Consider the following 23,444-nt stretch of genomic DNA (forward strand, 5'->3'; position numbering starts at 1 on the left):
CCTCCTTTGTGCAACTCTGTGGTTAATTCTTTTTTCAAAAACTGAAAACTGCGACTGAGAACTTGCAAGAAACTTGCAACAGATCTCTCCTCGTCCCTCGTCGAGATGACAGGAGTGTTTGAGCTAATGCCTTTCACTAAGAGAATTTGTCTTTTACATCATCTGACAGATCGTTTGTGGTCTTCCGGTTTTTTTCGATGTATTCTGATGGCAGCATTTCGTATTCTTTCGAAAAATATTTCGAGAAATACCGCGGGTTGTTAAAGCCTACCTGGTACGCCACTTCTGATACCGAAAGCTGACTTGTTTCGAGCAGATGAGCAGCTCGTTTTAAACGAATAACGCGGATAAATTCAATGGGCGTTCGGTCGGTTAAAGCCAGCAGTTTTTTGTAAAGACTAACGCGGCTCATCCCCATTTCTGTACCAAAATCTTCAACGGTAAACGACGCTTCTGATATATTCGCCTCAACAATTTTTAGGGCTTTTTTTATAAACTTTTCATCCTCCGAGTCAACCTCCATCTTTTCAGGGCTGATTCCGATCATCGACTGGTACGACCGGCGCAGCTGCTCGCGCGAGCGCAATAGATTTTCAATACGCGATTCCAAAACTTTAAAGTCGAAAGGTTTGGTAAGGTAGGCATCGGCACCCGACTCGTAACCTTCAACAACCGGTGCGGTATCGGTTTTTGCCGTTAGCAGGATTACCGGAATATGTTTGGTTTTTCTGTTCGATTTTATTTTAGTACACAGTTCAACACCGTTCATTTCGGGCATCATCACATCGCTGATCACAATATCGGGCAATTGTTTTTCAAAGTTCGCCCAGGCTTCTGCTCCGTTTTCTGCCTCAATAATATTGTAGGTATCCTTAAAATTCTCTTTTAAATAGAAACGCAGGTCGGAGCTGTCTTCAACAATCGCCAGCGTTTTTTTCTCCCGGTCGATAGCCGGAGCTTTATCGGTTTTTGTTAATGTGGGCTGTTTGTAGGTTTTACGTTCTGCTACTTCAAGCTCTTTGTTGGCAGCTATTTCTTCTTCAGTAAACAACTCCACAGGAATTTCCACCGTGAATATACTTCCTTCGTTCAGCTGGCTGTCAACATTAACATCGCCTCCCAGCAGGGTAACGTATTCTTTCACCATCGACAAACCAATTCCGGAGCCCTGATTTATTTCTGTTCCCGTATTATCGGTTTGGTAAAAGCGGTTAAAAATCTGCATCTGTTGTTCGGGTGTAATACCAATTCCCGTATCCGATACTTTTACTGTTAAAACAGGTTTTTCGGCTGATGAATCCAGGTTGATATCCAGGCTTATTTTACCTCCGCTGTTGGTAAATTTGCAGGCATTACTTAGCAGGTTAGTAAATATTTTATCGGTTTTGTCTTTATCAAAATAAGTGTACAGGCTTTTGTGACTGCTTGAAAAGTGGAACGAGATATTTTTACTTTCCATCAGGTCTTCAAACGAGGATGAAATCTCGTGAATAAAACCGATCATCTCGCCCCAGTTTTTATTTACTTTAATTTTTTGGAGCTCCATTTTTCTGAAATCAAGCAACTGGTTTACCATTGCCATCAATCGGCGGGCGTTTCGCTGAATAAGAATAAGGTGTTTTTTATCGTCGTCGTTTTTACTGTTTTCAATTAATTTATCGATAGGGGCGATTATCAGCGAAAGTGGTGTGCGAAATTCGTGACTGATATTCGTGAAAAATTTGGTTTTCAATGTGTCGACCTGGTGAATACGTTCGGCTTCGCGGTGTTCCTGTTCGGCCTCAAATTTCAGTCGCTGGCGTTCGGCCAAAATCCTCCAGGTTATAAATAACAAGCCGGCGATAACCAAAATATAAAGTATATAGGCGTAGCCGGTTTCCCAAAATGGCGGAAGAATTTTGATGCTTAGAGGCGGATTCATTTCGCGCCAGTTGGAGTTATCGTTACTTACCCTGATGCGCAGTTGGTAATCACCTGAATTCAGATTGGTAAATGTAAGCTCGTGCATGCCGCGATTCACTTCCATCCATTCGTTGTTAAAGCCACTTAGCTGGTATTGAAAATTGTTTTTCTCGGGATGAAAATAGCCGATTGCCGCAAATTCAACCGAGAACACATTCTCTTTGTGTGTTAAGGTAATTTGATTGCGGTAGGTAATCGATTTATCCAGAATAATCCTTTTTCGGAAAGGTTCGTTAACTTTTATATTTTGATTGAATACCTTAAAGTTCGTTAGCACGATTTTATCGTTGGGCGTTTGAACCACAATATCTTCGGGTTTAAATAAATTGAACCCGTTGGCACCGCCGAAAATCAACTCTCCGGAGCGTGTTCGGTAAGCTGCTTTTTGGTTAAATTCGTTTCCCTGCAGGCCATCCTGCAAGCCAAAGTTTTCGATATCAACATCGATGTTCGCAATGGGCAGTTGATGCGAATAATTTTTTACGCTGATTTTTGATATTCCTTTTAAGGTGGCAATCCATATGTTTCCGTTTTCGTCTTCCTGAATGGTTTTTATGTTGGAATTGGCCAGCCCGTCGGCTTCTGTTAAAACCTTAAAAGTGCCTTGTGTTTTATTTAAGATGTTTAAACCCTGCGTTGTTGCCGCCCAAATTAAGCCCCGTACATCTTCGTGTATGTCGTTTACATTGCTGTCGCTTAATTTTCCGGGTGTTTTCGGATCGGCATCGTAATGCGTAAAACGTTTGGTATTCAGGTTTAATACATCAAGCCCAGCGGAAGTTCCCAGCCAGAGGTTTTGCCCGCTGTCTTCCATTATCGACATGATAAAATTGGAGCCGACCGAATTTATATCGTTTGCTGTGTAATGAATAAACTGTTCCTCCGAGCGGTCGAAAAGATTCAACCCGCCATTTAATGTCCCGACCCAAAGGTTTTGTTTCGAATCTTCAAAAATCGACCAAACGCGGTTGTCCGACAGGGAACCTGGATTATCCGGATCGTGCAGGTAATGTTTAAATGTTGTTCCGTTAAAACGGTTTAACCCGCCCTGGTAGGTTCCGGCCCAAAACGTTCCTTTACTGTCGATATGCAGCGCAACAATTACGTTGGCACTGATGGAGTTGGGATCATCAGCATCGTGCAAATAACTTTTAAAGGTGTTTTTGCTGCGGTTAAAATAAATCAATCCACCACCATTAGTGCCAATCCACAGATTTCCCCGATTGTCTTCAACAAAGCAGTTAACATCGTTGTACGGTAAGCTGTTCGGCGCCTCGGCCGAGTACCTGTAGTGGTTAAAAGGAATAAGATTTTTGTGGAAGTAGCTAATGCCTTTTTTATAGGTTCCGGCCCAAATAATATTTTCATTATCGCGATACAGGCAAGTTATACTGTTTTGCGCAATTCCGAACGGATTCTCACTATTGTTTTGTAGAACGCTTATGGTTTTTTTCTGCTTGTTTAGGATGTTAATCCCACCGTGATCAGTGCCTATCCATATGGCTCCGTTATCGTCTTCAATAACCGACGAAACCAAATTGGCGGAGAGTTTAAATAGAGATGACGACTGTGTGTATCTGCTTATTTTTTTCGATTGATGATCAAAAAAGAATACGCCATAAGGTATACCGGGCGAATACATCCAGATGTCGTTGTCGGAATCGATAAAAAGCTGGAAGTTATTAGCTTCATCCATCACTTCATCGCCCAGAAAAAATGTCTGCTCGGTTTGTTTGGTTTCCGGATTGATTTGAAGAAGCTCGCCGGCTTTTGATACCACCCAAATCATGTGGTTGCCATCTTCTGCAATATCGCTTAAGGAATTATCGTAATTGGGTCTGTCAGCTTTTGATACAAACTGTATCGAATCAACTGTTTGGTTTGCAGGATTGAACTTGTACAAACCGTAGTTGGCGTTCAGCAGCCAGGTGTTGTTTTTACTGTCGGTAAAAAACGATTGCAGTCCGGCGATTGGAATGCCTGTGTTCCGGTAATTTTCTCCCGGTGTTGAAAAGCGTTCGAGTACGGGATCGTAAATAGTAAATTCGGCATAGGAACGAATCCATAAACGGCCGTCAATGTCTTCAAACAAATATTCAATTCCGTTAAATGGTATCGAGGTACTGTCGTTAAAATCGTGCAGAAATGTTTTAAATCCTGTGCCATCATAGCGGTTTAAACCCTGCGCTGTTCCGAACCACATAAAACCTTGCCGGTCTTTTAATATTGCTCTTATTTCGTTGTTCGATAAGCCGTTGTTAATGTTAAGGTGCATAAACTTATAAGGCTCGTTCCCGGGAATGGAAGTAGCCTGTGTGCTTAGTGCTGGCACAATTACAAGATTAACAATGAATATAAACGGTAAGAGTTTATGCAGTAAAGACTTCATTTCAGGTTTCAATCGTTCATTTAAAAAGTCCGGTTTTCGACTTTTGCTAAAGTAAGCATAAAAATAAAAACGGGAAACAGAATGGAATTTCTGTTCCCCGTAATTCAAATCAACTAAATCTGTTTGTTCATTACCTGAATTCTTTAAAAGATTAACTCAGGTTTACAATTCAACGGTAATTTTTTCTCCCTGGTAGTTTACTGTTTTAGCATCGTTTGCTTTTCCAAGCATAGCCACCGGTTGTTCGCGCGAAACTTTTATAATTCGGAATTCGCGGTTTTTAACCATTTCCGGATATTCGCCGTTTCGAGCGCCAATAACAAGGCTGTTGTCACTTTCGGAATACGAAAATTCGATGGTACTGAATTCGCCACCTTCGTAAGCGTAAGTTGTTCCTTCGTCTTCGTATAATTTAAACGAAGCATCTTTTCCGGTGTACACGTAAATATCAATCGGTGCACCTTTTTTCTCGTCGGTGTACTGAATCTCTGGTCCAACAGGAATGATAGAACCTTCGCGAACAAATAGCGGCATTCTTTCGTAAGGTGCTTCCACACTTAACTTTTGGCCACCGGCAAGGAATTCACCTGTGTACAAATTATACCAGCCTCCGTTGTTGGGGAAATATACATCGCGTTTTGTGGCTTCGTATTCGTATACCGGGCAAACCAGCAACGACTGGCCAAACATAAACTGGTCGCCAATATTCAGCACGCGGCGGTCGTCAGAAAAATCCATCGCCAAACCACGCATAATGGTATAATCGTCATGATAAACTGCACCGGTTAAACTGTAAATGTATGGCATTAAACGGTAGCGCAGTTTGTTGTAGTACAACATCGATTTGTACGCCGGATGATTTACCGGAGCAATGTTGTAAATCTCGCGGTACGGATACTGCCCGTGAACCCTGAACAGCGGAGCAAATGCTCCGAACTGGTACCAGCGGGTATTTAATTCGCGCCATTCTTTCATGGCTTCACTGCCTTCGGTGGCACGCTCAAATTTCTTTTGCACACAGAAACCGCCAATGTCCATTGTCCAGTAGGGGAGTCCCGACATCGAGAAGTTGATACCTGCCGAAATCTGAGCTTTCATATCTTCCCAGGTGGTGCCAATATCGCCACTCCAGGTAGTTGTTCCGTAACGTTGCATGCCTGCAAACCCCGATCGGGTAAGAATAAACACGCGGTCTTTAGGATTTTCTTCGCGCTGACCTTCGTAAATGCCTTTGGCATTCATCAGTGCAAAAGCATTAAAATATTGTGTTGATGATCCCAAAGCCGTCGGATTCATCAGCTCTTTTCTATAGTCTATGCTTGCATTTGAAAGGATGTCCGGCTCGGTAGCATCCAACCACCACGAGTCGATTCCCATTGAGTATAAGTGCTCGTTAATCTGTTCCCAGAAAAGTTTTCGGGCACCTTCGCTGTAGGCATCGTAGAACGAACCAATGTACCCCGGGTAAATCCAGTCGCGAATACTGTCGTTAATGGCTTGCTTATACATCCAGCCATTTTTGTCGAATTCGTTGTAATGCTCGGTTCCCAGATAAAATTTAGGCCACACCGAAATCAATATTCTGGCGTTGTTATCGTGCACCATGTCGATCATTCCTTTGGCATCAGGGAAACGAGCTTTATCAAATTCCTGGCTTCCCCATTTGTCAACTTCCCAGTACGACCAGTCCTGCACAATATTATCGATAGGAATTTCTCTTTCTCTGAATTCCTTCAAAGTGCTTTCCAGTTCTTCCTGTGTTTTGTAGCGCTCGCGACTTTGCCAGAAACCCATTGCCCATTTTGGCATCACCTGGGCTTTTCCGGTAAGTGTGCGGTAGCGGCTGATCACATCGTCCATACTGTTTCCTTTCATAAAGAAATAGTCGATCTGGTCGCCCATTTCCGAGTAGAACGAAATATCGTTCTGCACATCAGGCTCAACCGGCGATAGCGCCTTCAATCCGATGTATGAAACACCACCATCAGGAATCCAGTCGAGTTTTACATGGTACTTTTCACCGGCTTTCATGTCGTATTGGAATTTAGCCACGGATGGGTTCCATGCCGTACGCCATTTGTCGGCCATCAGTTCGCCATTTACCCAAATTTTGGTGTATCCTGCATAATACAACAGAAAACGAAAAATGCCACTTTCCGTCGGCTCAATATCGCCTTCCCAAACAATGCGGGCGTGGTTAAAATCAAAACCTTCAGGAAAATTTTCGATCGTTTCCAGATTTTCGTAATCAATCGTCGATTCCGTGCGGATTGTATACACATGGTCGTTCTCGTTATTGTCGATGTAGGTAGCTGTTAAACCGCCTTCGTTTCCTTCAGCATCGTAAAGTTTAAACTGATCGATCTGTCCATAAGGGCGAGGATCGCCAAAACGCGAAAGCGAGTAGTTGTCCCAAAGCAGTCCGTAGTTGTTTGTTGAAACAATAAAGGGTACCGACACTTTTGTGTTATACTGGAAGAGCTCCTCGTTTTTTCCTTTGTAGTTCATTTCATCGGCCTGGTGCTGGCCAAGTCCGTACAAAGCTTCATCGTCTGACGATTCGAAAACCTGACGCGTAGACCAGGCGCTAACGCCATCAACTTCAATTGGCCCGAACGATTTTCCACCATCTTCCTTTTCCTGAAGAATTGGATTGCCATTCTCATCCATAAACAGAACTTCCCCGGTTAAGGTAGAAACTTCAACTTTGGTTTTTGCTGTTGAGATGATCAGATTTTCGCCGTCTTCTTCTACCTGAAACGAAACCGCTTCTTCCAGAGGAACGGTTATCAGACTTTCTTTTGTACTGAAAGATTTGGTTGCGCTTGCCGAAACTTTAATGATCTCGTCGTGTACAGGCGTAATTTTAATGGCCTGCGCCTGTTGCTCGCCGGCTTTCTGGGGGTAAACAATTACGGCATCCTGGGTTTTTTCCCAATTCTTTTGCGAACAGGAAACAGCCAAAATACCAATTAACAGAAATAAAAATACTTGCTTCATTTTGTATAGATAATTGTTTTGTATTCAAGTTATGGATTATTTGTGTGAAACACTTGCTATTACAGGCATTTTCACGCTGAAGCCAGTTTTGTTTTTCGAGGATTTAAGCTGCGGGCAGGCCTGTGTAACCTGCCCGAACTTAAATCCATATAAAACATCTAACTAACTAAATTATTGAACTTATGATTTTGTTCCATTAAAACGATTTTTGGTTGGGCAACTGTATTTTGTTGCTGGTGTAAAAATAGATTGAAGTGATGTATAATGATTGAGATTTTGTTTCGCAAGAGGAGGTATTTTGATAAGAGTGTTGTATAAAATGTAAAAACTAGGTGTATAAAATGTTATCCGCTGCAAGCAGTTTCGTTCAACAAAGAGGGGACGTTTAAACGTAAATAGTTCTGCTTTACGCTTTTATTTATGGAAGAGGTTTGATTGAAATATCAAGTTTCAAATCTTGAATGTTTTGATGATTTCAGAAAAGTCGGATTTTTTTGAATACTTTTAATGTGTCATTTAAACGTATTGAGTAATGTGTAGTCAAAGGCAAATCTCAATTACGAAAAAGAATTGAGAACAAATATGAAAGTTAATTAATACCAAATTATGAAGAAAATAATGTTCCTGTTTGTCATAGGACTACCAAATCCCGGATTATTGTTCTTCGTACAGCAGGTATTTTGTGCACTCAGAAATATTACAGTGCTCAATGGGCTAATCGAATACACGTACACTCAAAATTTATCCAATGATCAGATTTTCGATATTTCATTTAATAGATCTAATCGCTATTTTACTTAACCTGTAGCTGAAAATTAATAGAAAACCAATAAATAAACTTTTATGAACAAAAAAAGACTCTTTCTTGCCATCGTTATTTTGGCTTGCTTTTCCATCTCCTATGCCCAGGAACTTTCAAATTTTATGGGGCGCGAACCTATCATTTCTCCCGAGATTAGCGAAACAGATGTAACGTTCCGTTTTTTGGCTCCCAATGCCGATTCAGTAAAAATTACAGGAGGTTTTACGCCCACGGTTAAAATGAAAACCTCGTTTGGCGAAATGGAAGTGCCCGGTGCTCTCGATCTAAGCAAAGATGAAAAAGGATTGTGGTCGATAACTATACCACTACCTGAACCAGAGCTTTATACCTATAGTTTTATTGTTGACGGAACAAGTGTAAACGATCCGAACAATACTTTTGTGCAGCGCGATGGTACCCGGTACTTAAGTGTTCTGCTGGTTCCCGGCGAACTTACCGAGAATTATTTCGAAGCAAACGAACGTGGAAACCTTCATCAGGTTTGGTACGATTCCCCAACAACCAATCTGAACCGGAGAATGTTTGTTTACACGCCTTATGCTTACGAAACCAGTGAGAAAAGTTATCCGGTATTGTACTTGTTGCACGGCGCCGGTGGCGATGAGGACGCCTGGAGTTCGATGGGGCGTACCCGTCAGATCCTGGATAACCTGATTGAGAAGGGACTTGCCGAGCCTATGATTTGTGTAATGCCAAACGGAAATGCGAATCAAATGGCGGCTGTCACTACTCAGTTGCCTGTAAAAGCATATGATTACCGGGACCCGGCAAACAGAGATCTTTATGTAAAAAGTATTGTGAAAGATATTGTTCCTTACATTGAAAAAAATTACCGTGTGATTGCTGATCCTGCACATCGTGCTATTGCCGGTCTTTCAATGGGTGGCGGCCATACTATTTCCACTACATTAATGTATCCCGGATTTTTCGATTACATCTGCCCCTTAAGTATGGGAATCGGAATGAGATTCGGAAATGATAATTCCAATCAGGAGGAAGTTATGAAAAACTATGAAACGCAGTTTAAAGCGCTAAACAAGGAAGGTTACAAATTGTACTTTTTGGCTTGCGGCGATACTGATTTCCTTTTCGAATCAGCAAAAACACTGGATAAAATGCTTACCGATACCGGTTGCGAGCACACGTTTTTTGTAACTTCGGGCGGACATACCTGGGCCAACTGGCGCATTTACCTGAATACTTTTGCGCCACTGCTGTTCAAATAAAATACTAACTAAAACCATAAAATTATGAAGACTAACAGACGAGACTTTTTTCAAACCATGGGAGCAGGAGCCGCCGGGTTTGGTCTGGCTACAGCACTTCCGCTTGCATCATGTGCAGCCCCTGCTGAATCGGCAGCTGCAAACGACGACGAGCAAATACTTTTTATTGGCGACGATATTGCCATTGCCGATACCGCTTACGGAAAAGTAAAAGGTTTTATTTTACGTGGAATAACACAGTTCAGAGGTATTCCTTACGGCGCAGATACGGGTGGTAAAAACCGTTTTATGCCGCCCCAGAAACCGGAACCGTGGAACGATATTAAACCGGCAGTTTGGTGGGGAAATACAGCTCCACAGCTTATGGATGGCCGTTATGGCAATGCCTATTCATCGTTTGTTGACCACTGGAATTACGACGATGTAAGCGAAGATTGTTTGAAGCTGAATGTTTGGACACCGGCTCTTGACACCAACAAACGCCCTGTTATGGTGTGGTTGCATGGCGGCGGTTACACCAACGGAAATGGTATTGAGCAGGATGGATACATGGGTGAAAATCTTAGCCGAAAAGGCGATATTGTTTTTGTTTCGATTAACCACCGTCTGGGACCGATCGGTTTTTCTGACCTATCGGGAGTAGGTGGCGAAAAATATAAAGATTCAGGAAACGTTGGTGCACTCGATATGGTGGCTGCATTGGAATGGGTGAACCAGAACATTGCCAATTTTGGTGGCGACCCGGGCAATGTTACCATTATGGGCCAATCGGGGGGTGGTGCCAAAGTGTGTACTCTGGCCGCCATGCCCGCAGCAAAAGGTTTGGTGCATAAAGCTGTTCCGCTAAGCGGTTCAACTACCGAGGGTATGAATCAGGGATATGCACAAAAGCTGGGAGAATACGTATTAAAAGAAGCCGGCTTACAAGCTTCGGAAATTGATAAACTGCAGGAAATCCCCTGGAAGGAATATATTCTTATTGCCAACAGAGCCAGTCAGAAAATGCGCGAAGAGGAAGGTGGAAGTGGGTTGATACGTATAGGATTTGCACCGGTAGCTGACGGAGTGAACATTCCAAAAGGAACATTTTATTCTGAAGCAAGTGGTGTTTCTTCCGATGTACCAATGCTGATCTGTACAACTTTTCACGAGTGGGGAATGGCACGGACAATGCCCGAAATGGAAAAAATAACAGATGAGCAGGCCAAAGAAATGCTGAAGGACCGTGCCGGATTCAGAGGGGGCTTGGGCGACAAAGCACCGGAAGTATACGATGCATATGCAAAAGTATTTCCAGATGCCAAACCAATTGAAATTATGACATTGGTAGCCAGTAATCGGAAAGGTGCGGTTGAAACAGCCACTGCCAAAAGCAAGCAGGGGGCACCGGTTTATATGGCCTGGTTCGGGTGGGAACCCCCGTTATTTGATAACCGAATGCGGGCCTTCCACTGTCTCGATATTTGTTTCTGGTTCTACAACACCGATTTGATGCTGACACACACAGGTGGCGGAGCCCGACCTCGTAAATTGTCGGAAAAGATGTCGGATGCATTACTCTCGTTTATGAAAAATGGTGATCCGAATTGCGAAAGTATGCCGGCCTGGCCAAAATTCACAGCCGAAAATGGCGAAGTGATGATTTTGAATGATGTTTGCGTGGCCAAAAATGATCCGGATCGGGAGGTACGCGAAATGTTGTAATCGAATAGTGAGTTTACCAAATATTCTATTTTTATTGATACAGGGGAAATGTTTCCCCTGTATTTGTTTTTACAAATGACTAAGCAGTAGCATGCAACCGTTTATTATTCCCATAAAATAAGTGCACAACAACCGCCGAAAGGCGTTTGGCTTTCTGCTGTTTTTGTCACAATAAGAAGAGTTGTGTGGAAATAGTAATTTGTATCTTTGAATGCATAAAATGAAACCAGGTATCACGGCCCATCGATTATTTGAAAATCGGGCCACTAAAATTTAAACCGAATGAAGAAGTTAACACTACTTTTTACGCTATGCATTTTTCTCTTGGGTGTATCGAATGCCCAAACCAGTTCAATTATAAAATCACCAAAACTGGAGGAGATGCCACCCGAAAGTGTCGGTATTTCTGCCGAACGTTTGGCGCGCATCGATAAAATGTGTGAAGAAGAAGTGGCTAAAGGTAATCTTCCGGGAATTGTGTCTTTGGTGGCACGCAACGGAAAAATTGTTCACTGGAAAGCGTACGGAGTTGCCAATGAAGCCGGTGATAAAATGAAACGTGATGCTATTTTTCGTATCGCTTCACAATCAAAAGCGATTACGTCAACAGCGGTGATGATGCTTTGGGAAGAAGGTAAATTTCAGTTGGATGACCCCATTTCGAAATACATCCCCGAGTTTAAAAATCAGCAGGTGCTTACCAATTTTAGGTACAGCGATACCACCTGGACCGGAGTACCCGTAAAAAACGAAATCACCATTCGTCATTTGTTATCTCATACTTCGGGTATTGGTTACGGAGTAATTGATGGCGATGAACGTTTTAAGATGCTTTACAAAAAAGCCGGTGTTACCGACCTGTTCACAACGGAAAATATTACCATTGAAGAAAGTGTAAAGAAGCTGGCAAAAATGCCATTGCACCACGAACCGGGAGCACAGTTTACCTACAGTGAAGGTTTGGATGTGTTGGGATATTTTATCGAGATAGTTTCGGGAATGCCGTTTGATAAGTACCTGAAAACACATATTTTCGATCCGTTGGGAATGGAAGACACTTGGTTTTACCAACCCGAAAAAAATATCGATCGTGTGGTTGAAGTTCAAACTCAGGTTAATGGCGAATGGCAAAAGTACCCCGTAACTTTTTACGATACTGATTACCCGATAAAAGGTGCTAAAACATTTTTCTCAGGAGGAGCCGGTTTGTCGAGCACGGCAAAAGACTATGCCATTTTTCTGCAAATGTATCTGAACGGTGGACAATACAAGGGAGTTCGCCTGCTAAGTCGGAAAACGATTGATGTAATTTTATCGAATCAAATTGGAGCTATTCGCGGAGAATCAGATACTAAATTCGGGCTGGCTTTTGACCTGGTAACCGAAAAAGGACAGAACAAAGGAGGTTTAGGAAGTGAGGGAACTTTCAACTGGGGCGGTTATTTTAATACTCAGTATTTTGCCGATCCTGAAGAGAACGTGATTGGTATTATCATGAAACAAACACAAGGTCCGGTTAACGACGTTACCGGTTGGAAATTTCGACAGCTGGTATTTCAAACCATCGATGATTAAAGGTTCTGAAGTGAAAACATAAAAAAAAGACTCGCAATGTTGCGAGGCTTTTTTGTTAATTCACTTTCGGGTTATGCCAGAAATGATTCCAGCATCCAGATTTCTTTTTCGGTATGTCCAATCCAGTCGCTCATCATAGCTGCCGTTCCTTCATCGTTATTTTCTCCGGCAACTTCCAAAATTTCGTTAAAGCTTTTCAGGAAATAACGTTGGCTTTCCAAAACACTTTCAACTGCAGGTTTAGCTTCCGAAACGTTGGCTACTACATCAAGTTTCGCGGTTTTTAAGTAGTCTTCGAAAGTGTGCAACGGCTGACCACCCAACATTAAAATACGTTCTGCAATTTCATCTACAACATCAGAAGCCTGGTTGTAATACTCTTCGAAACGGGCATGCAAGGCAAAGAACAATTGTCCTTTAATGTTCCAGTGTAATCCACGAAGGTTTTGATAATGAATTTGATAATCTGCTAATAACTGATTCAATTTCTCTACTGTAATTTGATTTTTTGCTTTCATAATATGTAAATTTTAATTTATTAAACTTTGTTGTTCCAATTCGTTGTTTTGTTTCTTTCAACACTTCAAAGATACTATTAGTAGTATTTATTATATTTATAGCAGTATTAGTAATACTTATGCTATGAATATCGCACAACTGGAATATCTGAAAGAATTGTATGCATGTGGTTCGTTTTCTTTGGCCGCCGACCGGCTGGGAGTTACACAGCCCGCATTAAGTCTGCAAATACAGAAACTGGAAGAGGAACTGGAGTTCAAATTGATCGACCGAACCAAACGGCCATTTCAATTTACAGATGAAGGAAAGGTGTTTTACGAGAAGTCGCTGGAGATTTTAAAGCAGATCGAGGCGTTGAAACAAATCTCAATTAATATCAGTGAAGAAGTAAGTGGTAACCTGAAAGTCGGGATAATTCCAACACTGGCTCCGTACCTGATTCCGCTTTTTATTCATCAATTGGGCAAAGACTTTCCGGCGTTGCAGTTGGAGATTTATGAGCTAAAAACGGAAGAGATCGTTGACGAAATTAAAATGGGTGATATCGATTGTGGTATAATTTCTACCCCAATTTCGGCAACAAATATTTCCATAACTCCACTTTTTTACGAACGTTTTTATGCGTATTTGTCCGAAGATCATCGTTTGTTTGAGCAGGATTTCATCGATCTTAAATCGATTGAAGAAGGCGAAATATGGTATCTTGAAGAGGGGAACTGTTTTCAGAACCAGGTGAATTCCATTTGTCAGATCAATCCGCAAAAGAAAAACAAACAATCATTGGTTTATCACAGTAATTCTATCGAATCGTTACGGCGTATTGTGGAGAACAAAAGCGGCCTGACTTTTATTCCCGAGTTGGCCACTATAAATATTCCGGCCGAGCAGGAAGAGCTGATAAAAGAAATTGTGCCAAATGAACCCGTTCGCGAAATCAGTTTAATAACTGCCAAACGTTTTGCCAAAGAGCGACAGGTTAATGCTTTGCAGAAGGTTATCAAAAGTAACATTCCGGCGCGTATGCTTCAACAACCTGAAGGGGGAATTATGGATACACTCATATGATTCTTCGTGAAAATTTTGATTTCCACCTTCTCGCAGCATTGAAACACTAAAGCCACAAAAATTTCTTGCTTGTTGCAGCAGTGCGGGAAGGTCGCCACACTATTTTTTTACTTGCCGCAGCCGTGCGACATGGTCGCCAACAAATTTTTTTGCCTGCCGCAGCCGTGCAACAAGCAAGCCACAAGTTTTTTTGCTTGCCGCAGCCGTGCAACTGGCAAGCCAATAAGTTTTTTGCCTGCCGCAGCCGTGCGACAAGCGAGCCAACAAGTTTTTTTGCTCGCCGCAGTTGTGCGACAAGCGAGCCAACAACTTTGCTGGCTAATTGCACGGCTGCAGGAAGTCTGTAATCAGCGAGTTACAAAGGGTGGAAATTTGAGTGACTAGTAAAACCGTATTGTTCAGCAACTAATTCTGTAGATTCTGAAAATTAAAATACGTATTATAACGAGTGAATTATGCATTGGCTTTTGCTATTTCTCTTTAGCGTAAGCATACCAGTATAAGGTACCTACAAAAAAGCCGCCTCCGACAATATTTCCAAGTGTTGCCGGAATCAGATTTTTTATCACAAATGTTGCCCAGCTAATATCAGCACCCTCGAAAATTGCCAGAGGAATAAAAAACATGTTGGCAATACTGTGCTCAAAACCCATAGTTACAAATGCCATAACGGGCCACCAGATGCCTAAAATCTTTCCGCTGGTGTGTTGTGCCGACATACCCATCCACAGCGCCAGACAAACCAGCCAGTTGGCACCGATACCTTTTAAAAAGGTGGTGAAAAAAGGATTGGATGTTTTCCCGATAGCAATCTTTTCTACCATATTTATCCAGGGCTCGGCATTTACCAAATGGGTAAGGTGAACCAAAAAATAAGCTACGAACACAGCCCCAACAAAATTACCGAGATAAACCAACGACCAGTTGCGAAGCGGAGCTGTCCAGCGTTGTTTGCCTCCCAATACATTAGGCATAAAGTAGGCGTTGTTACCGGTAAAAAGTTCCGCTCCGGCCATTACAACAATCATCAGCCCAACGGGGAACATGGCTCCCAAAAGAAACTTCGGGATTCCCGGGTTTTCAGCACCAATACCGGGTACTCCACCGCCAACCAAAATGGCCAGCAAACCTCCAAAAGCGATATAGGCGCCGGCTAAAAATGCCAGTGTCAGTATTTTTTTTGCAGAGTAGCTGTCTTTTGCAATGGCCAGTTTCCCGGCTTCGTTAATAATTTCTTTTGGTGAATATAAACTCATTGTTTTTTCTTTTTTGATACTTGATGCTAGATACTTGATTCTAGATACTCGATACTCGAAGCTTGTTATTTCACAATTACATCCTTAAAATGCGGTTTTAGCATTTCAAAAGCCCGCTCGATCTGTTCGGGCGTGTTCTCTTCTACCTCCTTAAACTGGTAGTCCATTCCCAATGATTCCCATTTGTAAATGCCCAGCTTGTGATAGGGGAGTATTTCAAATTTTTCCAGGTATTTATTCCCGGAGAAAGTTTCAATCAACCAACTTAACGATTCATCGCTGTCGGTGTAATCAGGAACCAGCACATAACGAAGCCAGTATGGTTTTTTACTTTGCTCGCGAAGCTGAATGTTCTCCAACAATCGACCTAGTCCTTTGGCACCTGTAATCGATTTGAATCCCTCCTCTGTTGTGGCTTTAACATCAAACATTACCAGGTCAGCCAGTTCCGAAATCAGATGTTTGGCTTCCGGTGTTCGGATCAATCCGTTGGTATCAATATTTGTATGGATACCTTCCGTCTTTAATGTTTCAAAAAAGGGAATAAGCGCCTTACTTTGTAACATAGGTTCTCCACCTGAAACGGTCACTCCGCCATCATCGCCAAAGTAGGTTTTCATATTTATGGCACGTTTTATCAGGCTCTCGATTTCTGTTGATGCTCCGCCTTTTAAGGCAATGGTATCTGCATTCTGACAGTATTTACACTGCAGATTACAGCCCTGAAGGAACACTACCAGACGAATTCCGGGACCATCGTGTGTACCAAACGATTCGATGGAATGGACGATTAATTTATTTTCAGTTGGAGACATACTATTTAACACAAAAACATGCCAACCAGTTTATCCGGTCGGCATGCTTGTGTAGTATTTAATGAATAATTACATTGTTTCGTGGAACGAACGCGTAAGCACTTCCTGCTGCTGTTCGCGTGTTAATCGAACAAAGTTTACAGCGTAGCCCGATACCCGAATTGTTAACTGCGGGTGATCTTCCGGGTGCTCCATGGCATGAAGAAGCGTGTCGCGGTCGAGCACATTTACATTTAAGTGCTGTGCATTGCAACCAAAATATCCGTCGAGCGTGCGAACCAGGTTTTCAATACGCATTTCAGGTGTTGCTCCCAACGATTTTGGAACTACCGAAAGTGTATTTGAAATACCGTCTTTCGAATCTTTATAATCGATTTTGGCCACCGAATTTAGCGACGCAATTACTCCGTGTGTATCGCGTCCGTGCATTGGGTTGGCTCCTGGTGCAAAGGCAACTCCTTTTGCACGTCCGTCGGGAGTAGCTCCGGTTTTCTTTCCGTAAACCACATTCGAAGTAATGGTTAATACCGACATGGTTGGCATGGCATTTTTGTACACCGGAAGTTTTTCCAACTCCAGGTTAAAATGCTCCACTACATCGCGTGCAATGTGGTCAACACGGTCGTCGTCGTTACCATATTTCGGGAAATCGCCTTCGATCTGAAAATCAACCGTCAGGCCGTTTTCATCGCGAATCGGTTTTACTTTGGCGTGTTTAATGGCCGAAAGCGAGTCGGCAACAATCGATAATCCTGCAATACCGTAAGCGATATTAATTTTCGGATTCGTATCGATAAGCGCCATTTGAGCTTTTTCGTAGTAATATTTGTCGTGCATATAGTGGATGATGTTCATCGCTTCGTTGTATACACGCGCCACTTCTTTCATGGCTATTTTAAAGTTGTCGATTATTTTGGCGTAATCCAGGTATTCTTCTTCAATGAACGGAATTCCATCTACCATTTGTGTTCCTGTATTCTCGCAGCGTCCGCTGTTTATGGCCAAAAGAAGTGTTTTTGCCAGGTTGGTACGTGCGCCAAAGAACTGGATGTGTTTTCCCAATTCCTGCATCGATACACAACATGCAATTCCGTAGTCGTCGCAGTTTGAGCTGGTACGCATCAAATCATCGTTTTCGTACTGAATTGATGAGGTTTCGATAGATACTTTGGCGCAATAATCTTTAAACCCTTTTGGCAGGTTTTTCGACCAAAGAATAGTAATATTTGGCTCAGGCGACGGACCCAGGTTGTAAAGTGTATTCAGGAAGCGGAACGATGTTTTAGTTACTTTGCTTCGTCCGTCGATCAGCAAACCACCAATACTTTCGGTTACCCAGGTTGGGTCGCCGGCAAAGATCTGGTCGTATGCTTCCATGCGCAGGTGGCGAACCATACGCAGTTTCATAACAAACTGGTCGATGTATTCCTGTGCTTCTGACTCGGTAATTTTTCCGTCTTGGATATCCTTTTCGATAAAAATATCGAGGAAAGACGAAACACTACCCAAAGACATGGCGGCACCGTCTTGTTCTTTAACCGCAGCAAGGTAAGCCATGTAAGTCCACTGAACGGCTTCCTGTCCATTTTGTGCCGGGCGCGAAAGATCTAAACCGTAAATTTTACCCATTTCTATCATGTCGCTCAAAGCGCGGAGTTGCTCCGAAACTTCTTCACGTAAACGAATGGTAGCATCAGTCATCGGGCCGGTGATCTTTTGCAGGTCCTCTTTTTTCCCTTCAATCAAACGGTTGATGCCGTACAACGCAACACGGCGGTAGTCGCCAATAATTCGTCCGCGGGCATAATTATCGGGTAAACCTGTTAGGAAACCCAGCGAGCGGAATTTCCGGATCTCGTCGGTGTAAGCATCAAAAACGCCATCGTTGTGGGTTTTGGTGTACTTGCTGAAACTCTCGTGAATGATTGGGTTGGGTTCCAATCCGTGTTCTGATAAAGCTTTTTTAACCACGTTGTAACCTCCGTAAGGTTTCATGGCACGTTTCAGTAACTTGTCGGTTTGCAGGCCAACAATTACTTCGCTTTCTTTGTCGATATATCCGGCTTCGAAAGCCGTCAATCCCGAAACTACATTTACATCCACATCGCGTAAACCATTGTTCTGGCGCTCTTCTTTTAGGGCATCTTTACAAATGTCCCATAATTTGCTGGTCCGTGCTGTCGGGCCTTCCAGAAATTTGTGATCGCCGGTGTACGGGGTGATATTTAAAGTTACAAAATCTTTCACTTCAATGGCTTTGCACCATCGTCCTGTTTTGAAAGTGTTTTCTAAATCCATAAACTTTTACCTTTTTCTAAAATAAACTCTTACTAAACCAATTTGTTCGCAAAAGTACTGCTAAAAAACTTCTTGTAATATCCCTATTAATGGGGATTTTGCTTTCTTGTTAATGTCTTAATCTTTACCTAAAATTCAGGTAATATTGCAACTGGTTTGAATCTTTTTTCTTTTGAACTGGACCAGGAAATATTCACCGAATGTTGGTTGAGGTTAAACTATAATCCCTCATATTTGTATTTATTGAAAACTGAATAGAAATGGCAGATCATCATCACGATCATGGGCATCATCACCATCATCATCACGAAGTAAGTGGGAAAAAATTACTGTGGGTAACAGTTTTAAATCTTTCTATTACAGTGGTGCAGGTAATTGGTGGAATTATCTCGAACAGTTTGTCGTTACTGTCTGATGCACTGCATAATCTGGGCGATTCTTCGGCTATTTTTATTGCTTTTCTGGCGGGTAAACGAAGCCGCAGACCTTCGGATGAACAAAAGACTTTTGGTTATAAACGTGTTGAAATTCTGGCTGCGCTTTTTAACGGAGTGGTACTGATTGGAATTTGTTTGTACCTGTTTTTTGAAGCCTACGAACGTTTTGTAAATCCGGAACCCATAAAAGGAAAAATCATGTTTATTGTGGCCACATTTGGTTTGCTGGCCAACCTGATTTCGGTTTTTGTGCTGAATAAGGATAAAAACCACAACCTGAACGTACGGGCTGCATACCTGCATTTGCTGGGCGACACATTTTCGTCGGTGGCGGTAATTATTGGTGGTATTGCCATTTGGAAATTCGAGGTTTTCTGGATCGACCCGCTGATTACCGTTTTGGTGGGTGTATACATTATTTATCATACCTGGGATGTGGTAAAAGAAACAGTAGATATTTTAATGCAGTCGACGCCCACAAATATTGATCTGGCCAGGATAAAAGAGGAAGTTGAGAAGATTCCGGAAATCGATAACATTCATCATATTCATGTTTGGAGGCTCGATGATACACAGATTCATCTGGAGGCGCATATTAATATGGAAGGTAACATTAGTATGTTGGAGTTAATGGAAGTTCGCGCAAAAGCAGAGAAACTACTTCACGATAAATTTGGTATTGACCACATAACGCTTCAGGCCGGTTACGATTGTTGCGACAACAATGCTGAAATGCTTGCACATTAAGACCAATTTGTCTGAATTCCCCTTTTTATGTGAGTTTTCTCCTGCCAAAATCATCATTTTACGCGATTGTCAGCCCGATAAAAAACACTGAATTTTACACTGGTAATTTTAAATGACTTGCGTATGATTTTTTCATTTATATCATCACTAACGGTTAGCTCATCGCAAAACGAGCTGGTGTCGTCGGTTTTTATCGACTTTTCATTTTATCTCATCATCGCCGGATTGATCGGGTGGGTTTTATTCCGAAAAGAAAAAGGAAAATACATTAGCAAAGCCTTAATGACCTTAATGATTGTAGCTCCTTTGCTGTTTCTTATTTTGAAACTTGGAAAATTGTAGGTCTTTTATTCGGTAAAACTGTCAATATCTATTAAACCGTTGGCCACTGCATAAATAACCAGCGCGGCTGTAGATTTTACGCCAATTTTACTACTGATGTTTTTGCGGTGCGAAATAACCGTGTGGATACTTATAAAAAGTTCTTCGGCAATTTCCTTGTTAGATTTTCCGCTGGCCAGCAGCTTTAACACATCAATTTCTCTTTCGCTTAAAGTATTGTCGATATCGTTGTTTACGGCAGGCGTTGCTTTAAAGTGTTTCGAGATAATTTGCGTAATGGTTTCGTGCCTGTCGGTAACAAAAATATTATCGGCAAAATTGTCGTAAAGTGTGCGGTCGTAATGATTGGAAATCAGACCCACAACATTGGTTTTATTATATAGCGATAGCAGGTTGTTCAGGTTCTTTTTCGAGTTGTTTAGCGTAACCGGGTTTATGATAACAATCTTGAAAAGATTCGATTGCCCAAATTTCAAAGCCTCTTCAAGCGTGTCGGCAAACGACAGCTCTACGCTGTCTTTCATTTGTTGCAGAATAGCAGCAATTCCTTCGCGAATAATTACCGAAGGTTCGATGATTAATATTTTACAGCGCGTTTCCAATTAGTTGAGGCCTTGTTTTTCAAATTGTTCCACCTGTGGAATTAAAATCTCATTTTCAATTTTTGAATGCGTTTGCAGATCCGCATCCAAACCGAAAAGCGCAAATAATATTTTACGCCTCAGGTTATTGTCGGCCTTTTGTGGAAGATGCTCGATCAGTAGTTTTTTTACATCATCGAGTTTTTCCTGAATATCGTCGTGATGTTCGCGGTAATCGATCACCGAATAATTCTCGGCAGCGTTGGCGTCAATAAGGTTTAAAATGTAAGGAAAAACCGTGTTGTTTTCGTAATCAAAATGCTGATCAACTTCATGCTTATAATCATTAAAAAAACGCTCCACCAATTGCATTTCGGGCTTCTGACTGAATTCGCTCATCAGGTGAATGTTCTGAATAATCTCCGGGAAAACCTCATCTGAATAATAGGCATGTGATTTCATCAGGTAATTAACTACCTGTTTAATTTCAGGCGCACTAAAATTCAAATCCTGATGATACGAGCTGTCGATGTTAAGATTGGCCACCATTAAAAAAACTTTGGGGCTGATATTGTTTTCCAGGCAAATCTCCTCAACTGTTTTTTCCCGAACGCCTAACTTTATTCCAAACCGCTCCAATACAAGAATTAACTGTGGGTGGCTGAAAAGCAGTTTCGACATTTTTATGTTTTTCTGAATTTGTTCCTGCTTTGATCCCATGCGAAATAATTTGAGGGCAAAATTACAAATTTTATTTAGACAAAATCAAAATAGTAGTTAAGAGATGTAATTTTTAATATAAATCGATAATTGCCTATGGTATACAATATTACAGGAAATTATCCCTTACAAAATTGTTGAAGTTTTCTTTGTATTGTTCGCTTACCGGAATATAAACTTTACCAAAAACAATTCGGCTGCGTTCAATGGTGTCAATTTTTTCGAGGTTAACGATAAAAGAACGATGGACGCGCATAAATTTCTCGCCGGGAAGTTTGGCCTCAAGTGCTTTTAGCGAACTTAACGACATGATCGGTTTTGGTTCATCCTTTAGAAATACCTTCACGTAATCTTTTAAACCTTCAATGTAAATAATCTCGTTAAAGTTAATGCGGCGGATTTTATACTCTGATTTCAGGAACAGAAATTCGTGATTCGAATCCACTTCATCGTCTTTTTTATCGGCGCGTTCGTAAGCAATTTGTTTTTTTGCTTTTTCGGTAGCTTTGTAAAACTCTTCGTAGCTGAATGGTTTTAAAAGGTAATCGATGGCATCGAGTTTAAAACCCTGCAGCGCATATTTTTCATAAGCCGTTGTAAAAATAATTTTGGGTTTGTTGGTCAGAATTCGCGTAAACTCCAAACCATTTAAGTCGGGCATTTCAATGTCCAGAAAAATAAGATCAACCTCGTTCTGATCCATAAATTCCATGGCATCTATCGGGTTGTCAAAAGCACCTGCTAATTCTAAACTCGGAGTTTTTTCAATGTAAGAAATTACCAGTTGAAGAGCAAGAGGTTCGTCGTCGATGGCAATGGTTCGTATCATTTGGCGGTATCAATTTCAAGTTGTACAATAAAGACTTCCGGTGTCGTTTCAATGTTTAAATCAAACTTCCCGGCGAACAACAGGTTGAGTCTCTTTTTTACATTTTCCAATCCGATTCCAGAGTGGTTTTCATCACGCTTCTCTTTTTTCTCTTTCGCAATGCTGTTTTCGCAGGTAAAGTATACTTTGTTCCCCTCGGTTTCCATTTTTACTTTAATAAACGATTTGTCGCGGTAACTAATTCCGTGTTTAAAAGCGTTTTCTATGAACGGAATAAAAAGGAGTGGCGGTATTTTCAGGTCGTTCTGTTTGCCGGGAAGATCGATGTGAATGTCCACTTTTTGCGAAACACGTAGCTGCATTAAATCAATGTAATGATGCATAAATTCTACCTCTGCCGAAAGCATGGTTTCTCCGTGTTCCGACTCGTATAAAAGGTAGCGCATCAGTTTCGAAAGTTTTAAGATGGCTGACTGTGCATCGTCGGTATTTATAGCTACCATCGAATAAATATTATTCAGCGTATTAAAAAAGAAATGCGGGCTTACCTGGTTTTTCAGAAATGCGAGCTCTGAATTCAGCTTCTCTTTCTCCAGTTCTTTCTGGCGTTTTTCGCTGGCCGTGTATTGTTCAATGGCTCGCAAACCAATCGAAAAACCTACAATAACAATCGATAGCAGGCTGTAGCCATAAATTTGCATTAATTTAAATGGAGGGCGCTGAAACCGTTGCTCGCTGCGTGCTTGTTCTTCAATTGACTCTGCTATTCGTCGGTCGCGATCCGGACTATGAAATATATGGTTGGAGTAATCGAGTATAAAATAAAAGCAAATAACCACAACAATTGCCAAAAGAAAGAACAATGCCTTTTTGTTATTCAGGTAAAACTTTGGAACCAACCAGAAATAATTGATGTAAAAAATGACTCCGATAATAAAGGCATTTAAATAAAATCCCCAGGCAATAAAATTGTTGTTTCCTGAATAACGGCTTATTATAATTTGCGGTAAAATAATCAAGACCAGCCATACCAGCAGATGCATTATGATTGGAAGACTGTGTCGTTTTGCCTGAAGTTTGTTCATTCTTAGTGGTTTTTAACAAAGTTAAATCAATTGTTATATAAAATGCCGCGAAAGCAAATTTTATATTTACA

16 protein-coding genes are annotated in these 23,444 nt (G+C 41.6%); 6 read left to right on the forward strand and 10 right to left on the reverse strand.

Annotated elements, in window-relative coordinates:
- Positions 1 to 136 precede the first annotated feature (136 nt).
- Both LH29_RS09480 and LH29_RS09485 read right to left on the reverse strand, forming a co-directional pair.
- Positions 137 to 4,294 carry a two-component regulator propeller domain-containing protein gene (locus LH29_RS09480; protein ID WP_198152390.1) on the reverse strand — a complete coding sequence of 1,386 codons (4,158 nt, stop codon included), beginning with the start codon at positions 4,292 to 4,294 and terminating at the stop codon, positions 137 to 139.
- 219 nt (positions 4,295 to 4,513) lie between these two features.
- Positions 4,514 to 7,351 carry a TIM-barrel domain-containing protein gene (locus tag LH29_RS09485; RefSeq protein WP_045028121.1) on the reverse strand — a complete coding sequence of 946 codons (2,838 nt, stop codon included), beginning with the start codon at positions 7,349 to 7,351 and terminating at the stop codon, positions 4,514 to 4,516.
- Positions 7,352 to 8,194: 843 nt separating this feature from the next.
- Between LH29_RS09485 and LH29_RS09490 the strand changes: the two genes are divergently transcribed.
- The 3 genes from LH29_RS09490 (at position 8,195) to LH29_RS09500 (ending at position 12,679) form a co-directional block, all read left to right on the forward strand.
- Positions 8,195 to 9,400 (forward strand): esterase, encoded by a 1,206-nt coding sequence (locus LH29_RS09490; RefSeq protein WP_045028123.1) that lies wholly within the window; start codon positions 8,195 to 8,197, stop codon positions 9,398 to 9,400.
- A 24-nt stretch (positions 9,401 to 9,424) separates the two neighbouring features.
- Positions 9,425 to 11,104: a carboxylesterase/lipase family protein gene (locus LH29_RS09495; protein WP_045028126.1), complete on the forward strand. Its 1,680-nt coding sequence runs from the start codon at positions 9,425 to 9,427 to the stop codon at positions 11,102 to 11,104.
- Between the two features lie 282 nt (positions 11,105 to 11,386).
- Complete coding sequence (locus LH29_RS09500) at positions 11,387 to 12,679, forward strand: serine hydrolase domain-containing protein (RefSeq protein WP_045028129.1); 1,293 nt, start codon at positions 11,387 to 11,389, stop codon at positions 12,677 to 12,679.
- A 71-nt stretch (positions 12,680 to 12,750) separates the two neighbouring features.
- On the opposite strand, the gene LH29_RS09505 is transcribed toward LH29_RS09500, so the two are convergent.
- A complete protein-coding gene (locus LH29_RS09505) occupies positions 12,751 to 13,197 on the reverse strand; it encodes a Dps family protein (RefSeq protein ID WP_045028132.1) in 447 nt (148 codons plus the stop codon).
- 124 nt (positions 13,198 to 13,321) lie between these two features.
- Here LH29_RS09505 and LH29_RS09510 point away from each other — a divergent pair, with 124 nt between their 5' ends.
- Positions 13,322 to 14,263, forward strand: a complete 942-nt coding sequence (locus LH29_RS09510; RefSeq protein ID WP_045028135.1) for a hydrogen peroxide-inducible genes activator — start codon at positions 13,322 to 13,324, stop codon at positions 14,261 to 14,263.
- Between the two features lie 470 nt (positions 14,264 to 14,733).
- Here LH29_RS09510 and LH29_RS09520 read toward each other — a convergent pair whose 3' ends face one another.
- From LH29_RS09520 to pflB, 3 genes are all read right to left on the reverse strand, one after another.
- Complete coding sequence (locus LH29_RS09520) at positions 14,734 to 15,519, reverse strand: formate/nitrite transporter family protein (protein WP_045028140.1); 786 nt, start codon at positions 15,517 to 15,519, stop codon at positions 14,734 to 14,736.
- A 65-nt stretch (positions 15,520 to 15,584) separates the two neighbouring features.
- Complete coding sequence (gene pflA, locus LH29_RS09525) at positions 15,585 to 16,334, reverse strand: pyruvate formate-lyase-activating protein (RefSeq protein ID WP_045028143.1); 750 nt, start codon at positions 16,332 to 16,334, stop codon at positions 15,585 to 15,587.
- Between the two features lie 69 nt (positions 16,335 to 16,403).
- Entirely contained in the window at positions 16,404 to 18,632 is a 2,229-nt protein-coding gene (pflB, locus tag LH29_RS09530; protein ID WP_045028147.1) for a formate C-acetyltransferase, read from the reverse strand.
- Between the two features lie 260 nt (positions 18,633 to 18,892).
- Here pflB and LH29_RS09535 point away from each other — a divergent pair, with 260 nt between their 5' ends.
- Together LH29_RS09535 and LH29_RS09540 are read left to right on the forward strand one after the other, a co-directional pair.
- Positions 18,893 to 19,816, forward strand: coding sequence for a cation diffusion facilitator family transporter (locus LH29_RS09535; protein ID WP_045028149.1), 924 nt, complete (start codon positions 18,893 to 18,895; stop codon positions 19,814 to 19,816).
- Between the two features lie 123 nt (positions 19,817 to 19,939).
- A complete protein-coding gene (locus LH29_RS09540; protein ID WP_045028152.1) occupies positions 19,940 to 20,158 on the forward strand; it encodes a hypothetical protein in 219 nt (72 codons plus the stop codon).
- A 5-nt stretch (positions 20,159 to 20,163) separates the two neighbouring features.
- Here LH29_RS09540 and LH29_RS09545 read toward each other — a convergent pair whose 3' ends face one another.
- The 4 genes from LH29_RS09545 to LH29_RS09560 all read right to left on the reverse strand — a co-directional run bounded on the left by LH29_RS09545 (position 20,164) and on the right by LH29_RS09560 (position 23,373).
- Entirely contained in the window at positions 20,164 to 20,760 is a 597-nt protein-coding gene (locus LH29_RS09545; RefSeq protein WP_045028154.1) for a response regulator transcription factor, read from the reverse strand.
- Entirely contained in the window at positions 20,761 to 21,459 is a 699-nt protein-coding gene (locus LH29_RS09550; protein WP_045028157.1) for a hemerythrin domain-containing protein, read from the reverse strand.
- A gap of 109 nt (positions 21,460 to 21,568) precedes the next feature.
- Positions 21,569 to 22,288: a LytR/AlgR family response regulator transcription factor gene (locus tag LH29_RS09555; RefSeq protein ID WP_045028159.1), complete on the reverse strand. Its 720-nt coding sequence runs from the start codon at positions 22,286 to 22,288 to the stop codon at positions 21,569 to 21,571.
- Positions 22,285 to 23,373: a sensor histidine kinase gene (locus tag LH29_RS09560; RefSeq protein WP_045028163.1), complete on the reverse strand. Its 1,089-nt coding sequence runs from the start codon at positions 23,371 to 23,373 to the stop codon at positions 22,285 to 22,287. The genes LH29_RS09555 and LH29_RS09560 overlap by 4 nt, the downstream gene beginning before the upstream one ends.
- Positions 23,374 to 23,444 lie beyond the last annotated feature (71 nt).

This window comes from Draconibacterium sediminis, assembly GCF_000949475.1.
Classification (GTDB): Bacteria; Bacteroidota; Bacteroidia; order Bacteroidales; family Prolixibacteraceae; genus Draconibacterium; species Draconibacterium sediminis.

Excerpts from the sequence above, each read along its gene's own strand:
- LH29_RS09485 (WP_045028121.1), bottom strand. The coding sequence starts at position 7,351 with ATGAAGCAAGTATTTTTATTTCTGTTAATTGGTATTTTGGCTGTTTCC.
- LH29_RS09490 (WP_045028123.1), top strand. The coding sequence starts at position 8,195 with ATGAACAAAAAAAGACTCTTTCTTGCCATCGTTATTTTGGCTTGCTTT.
- LH29_RS09495 (WP_045028126.1), top strand. The coding sequence starts at position 9,425 with ATGAAGACTAACAGACGAGACTTTTTTCAAACCATGGGAGCAGGAGCC.
- LH29_RS09500 (WP_045028129.1), top strand. The coding sequence starts at position 11,387 with ATGAAGAAGTTAACACTACTTTTTACGCTATGCATTTTTCTCTTGGGT.
- LH29_RS09505 (WP_045028132.1), bottom strand. The coding sequence starts at position 13,197 with ATGAAAGCAAAAAATCAAATTACAGTAGAGAAATTGAATCAGTTATTA.
- LH29_RS09510 (WP_045028135.1), top strand. The coding sequence starts at position 13,322 with ATGAATATCGCACAACTGGAATATCTGAAAGAATTGTATGCATGTGGT.
- LH29_RS09520 (WP_045028140.1), bottom strand. The coding sequence starts at position 15,519 with ATGAGTTTATATTCACCAAAAGAAATTATTAACGAAGCCGGGAAACTG.
- pflA (WP_045028143.1), bottom strand. The coding sequence starts at position 16,334 with ATGTCTCCAACTGAAAATAAATTAATCGTCCATTCCATCGAATCGTTT.
- pflB (WP_045028147.1), bottom strand. The coding sequence starts at position 18,632 with ATGGATTTAGAAAACACTTTCAAAACAGGACGATGGTGCAAAGCCATT.
- LH29_RS09535 (WP_045028149.1), top strand. The coding sequence starts at position 18,893 with ATGGCAGATCATCATCACGATCATGGGCATCATCACCATCATCATCAC.
- LH29_RS09540 (WP_045028152.1), top strand. The coding sequence starts at position 19,940 with ATGATTTTTTCATTTATATCATCACTAACGGTTAGCTCATCGCAAAAC.
- LH29_RS09550 (WP_045028157.1), bottom strand. The coding sequence starts at position 21,459 with ATGGGATCAAAGCAGGAACAAATTCAGAAAAACATAAAAATGTCGAAA.
- LH29_RS09555 (WP_045028159.1), bottom strand. The coding sequence starts at position 22,288 with ATGATACGAACCATTGCCATCGACGACGAACCTCTTGCTCTTCAACTG.
- LH29_RS09560 (WP_045028163.1), bottom strand. The coding sequence starts at position 23,373 with ATGAACAAACTTCAGGCAAAACGACACAGTCTTCCAATCATAATGCAT.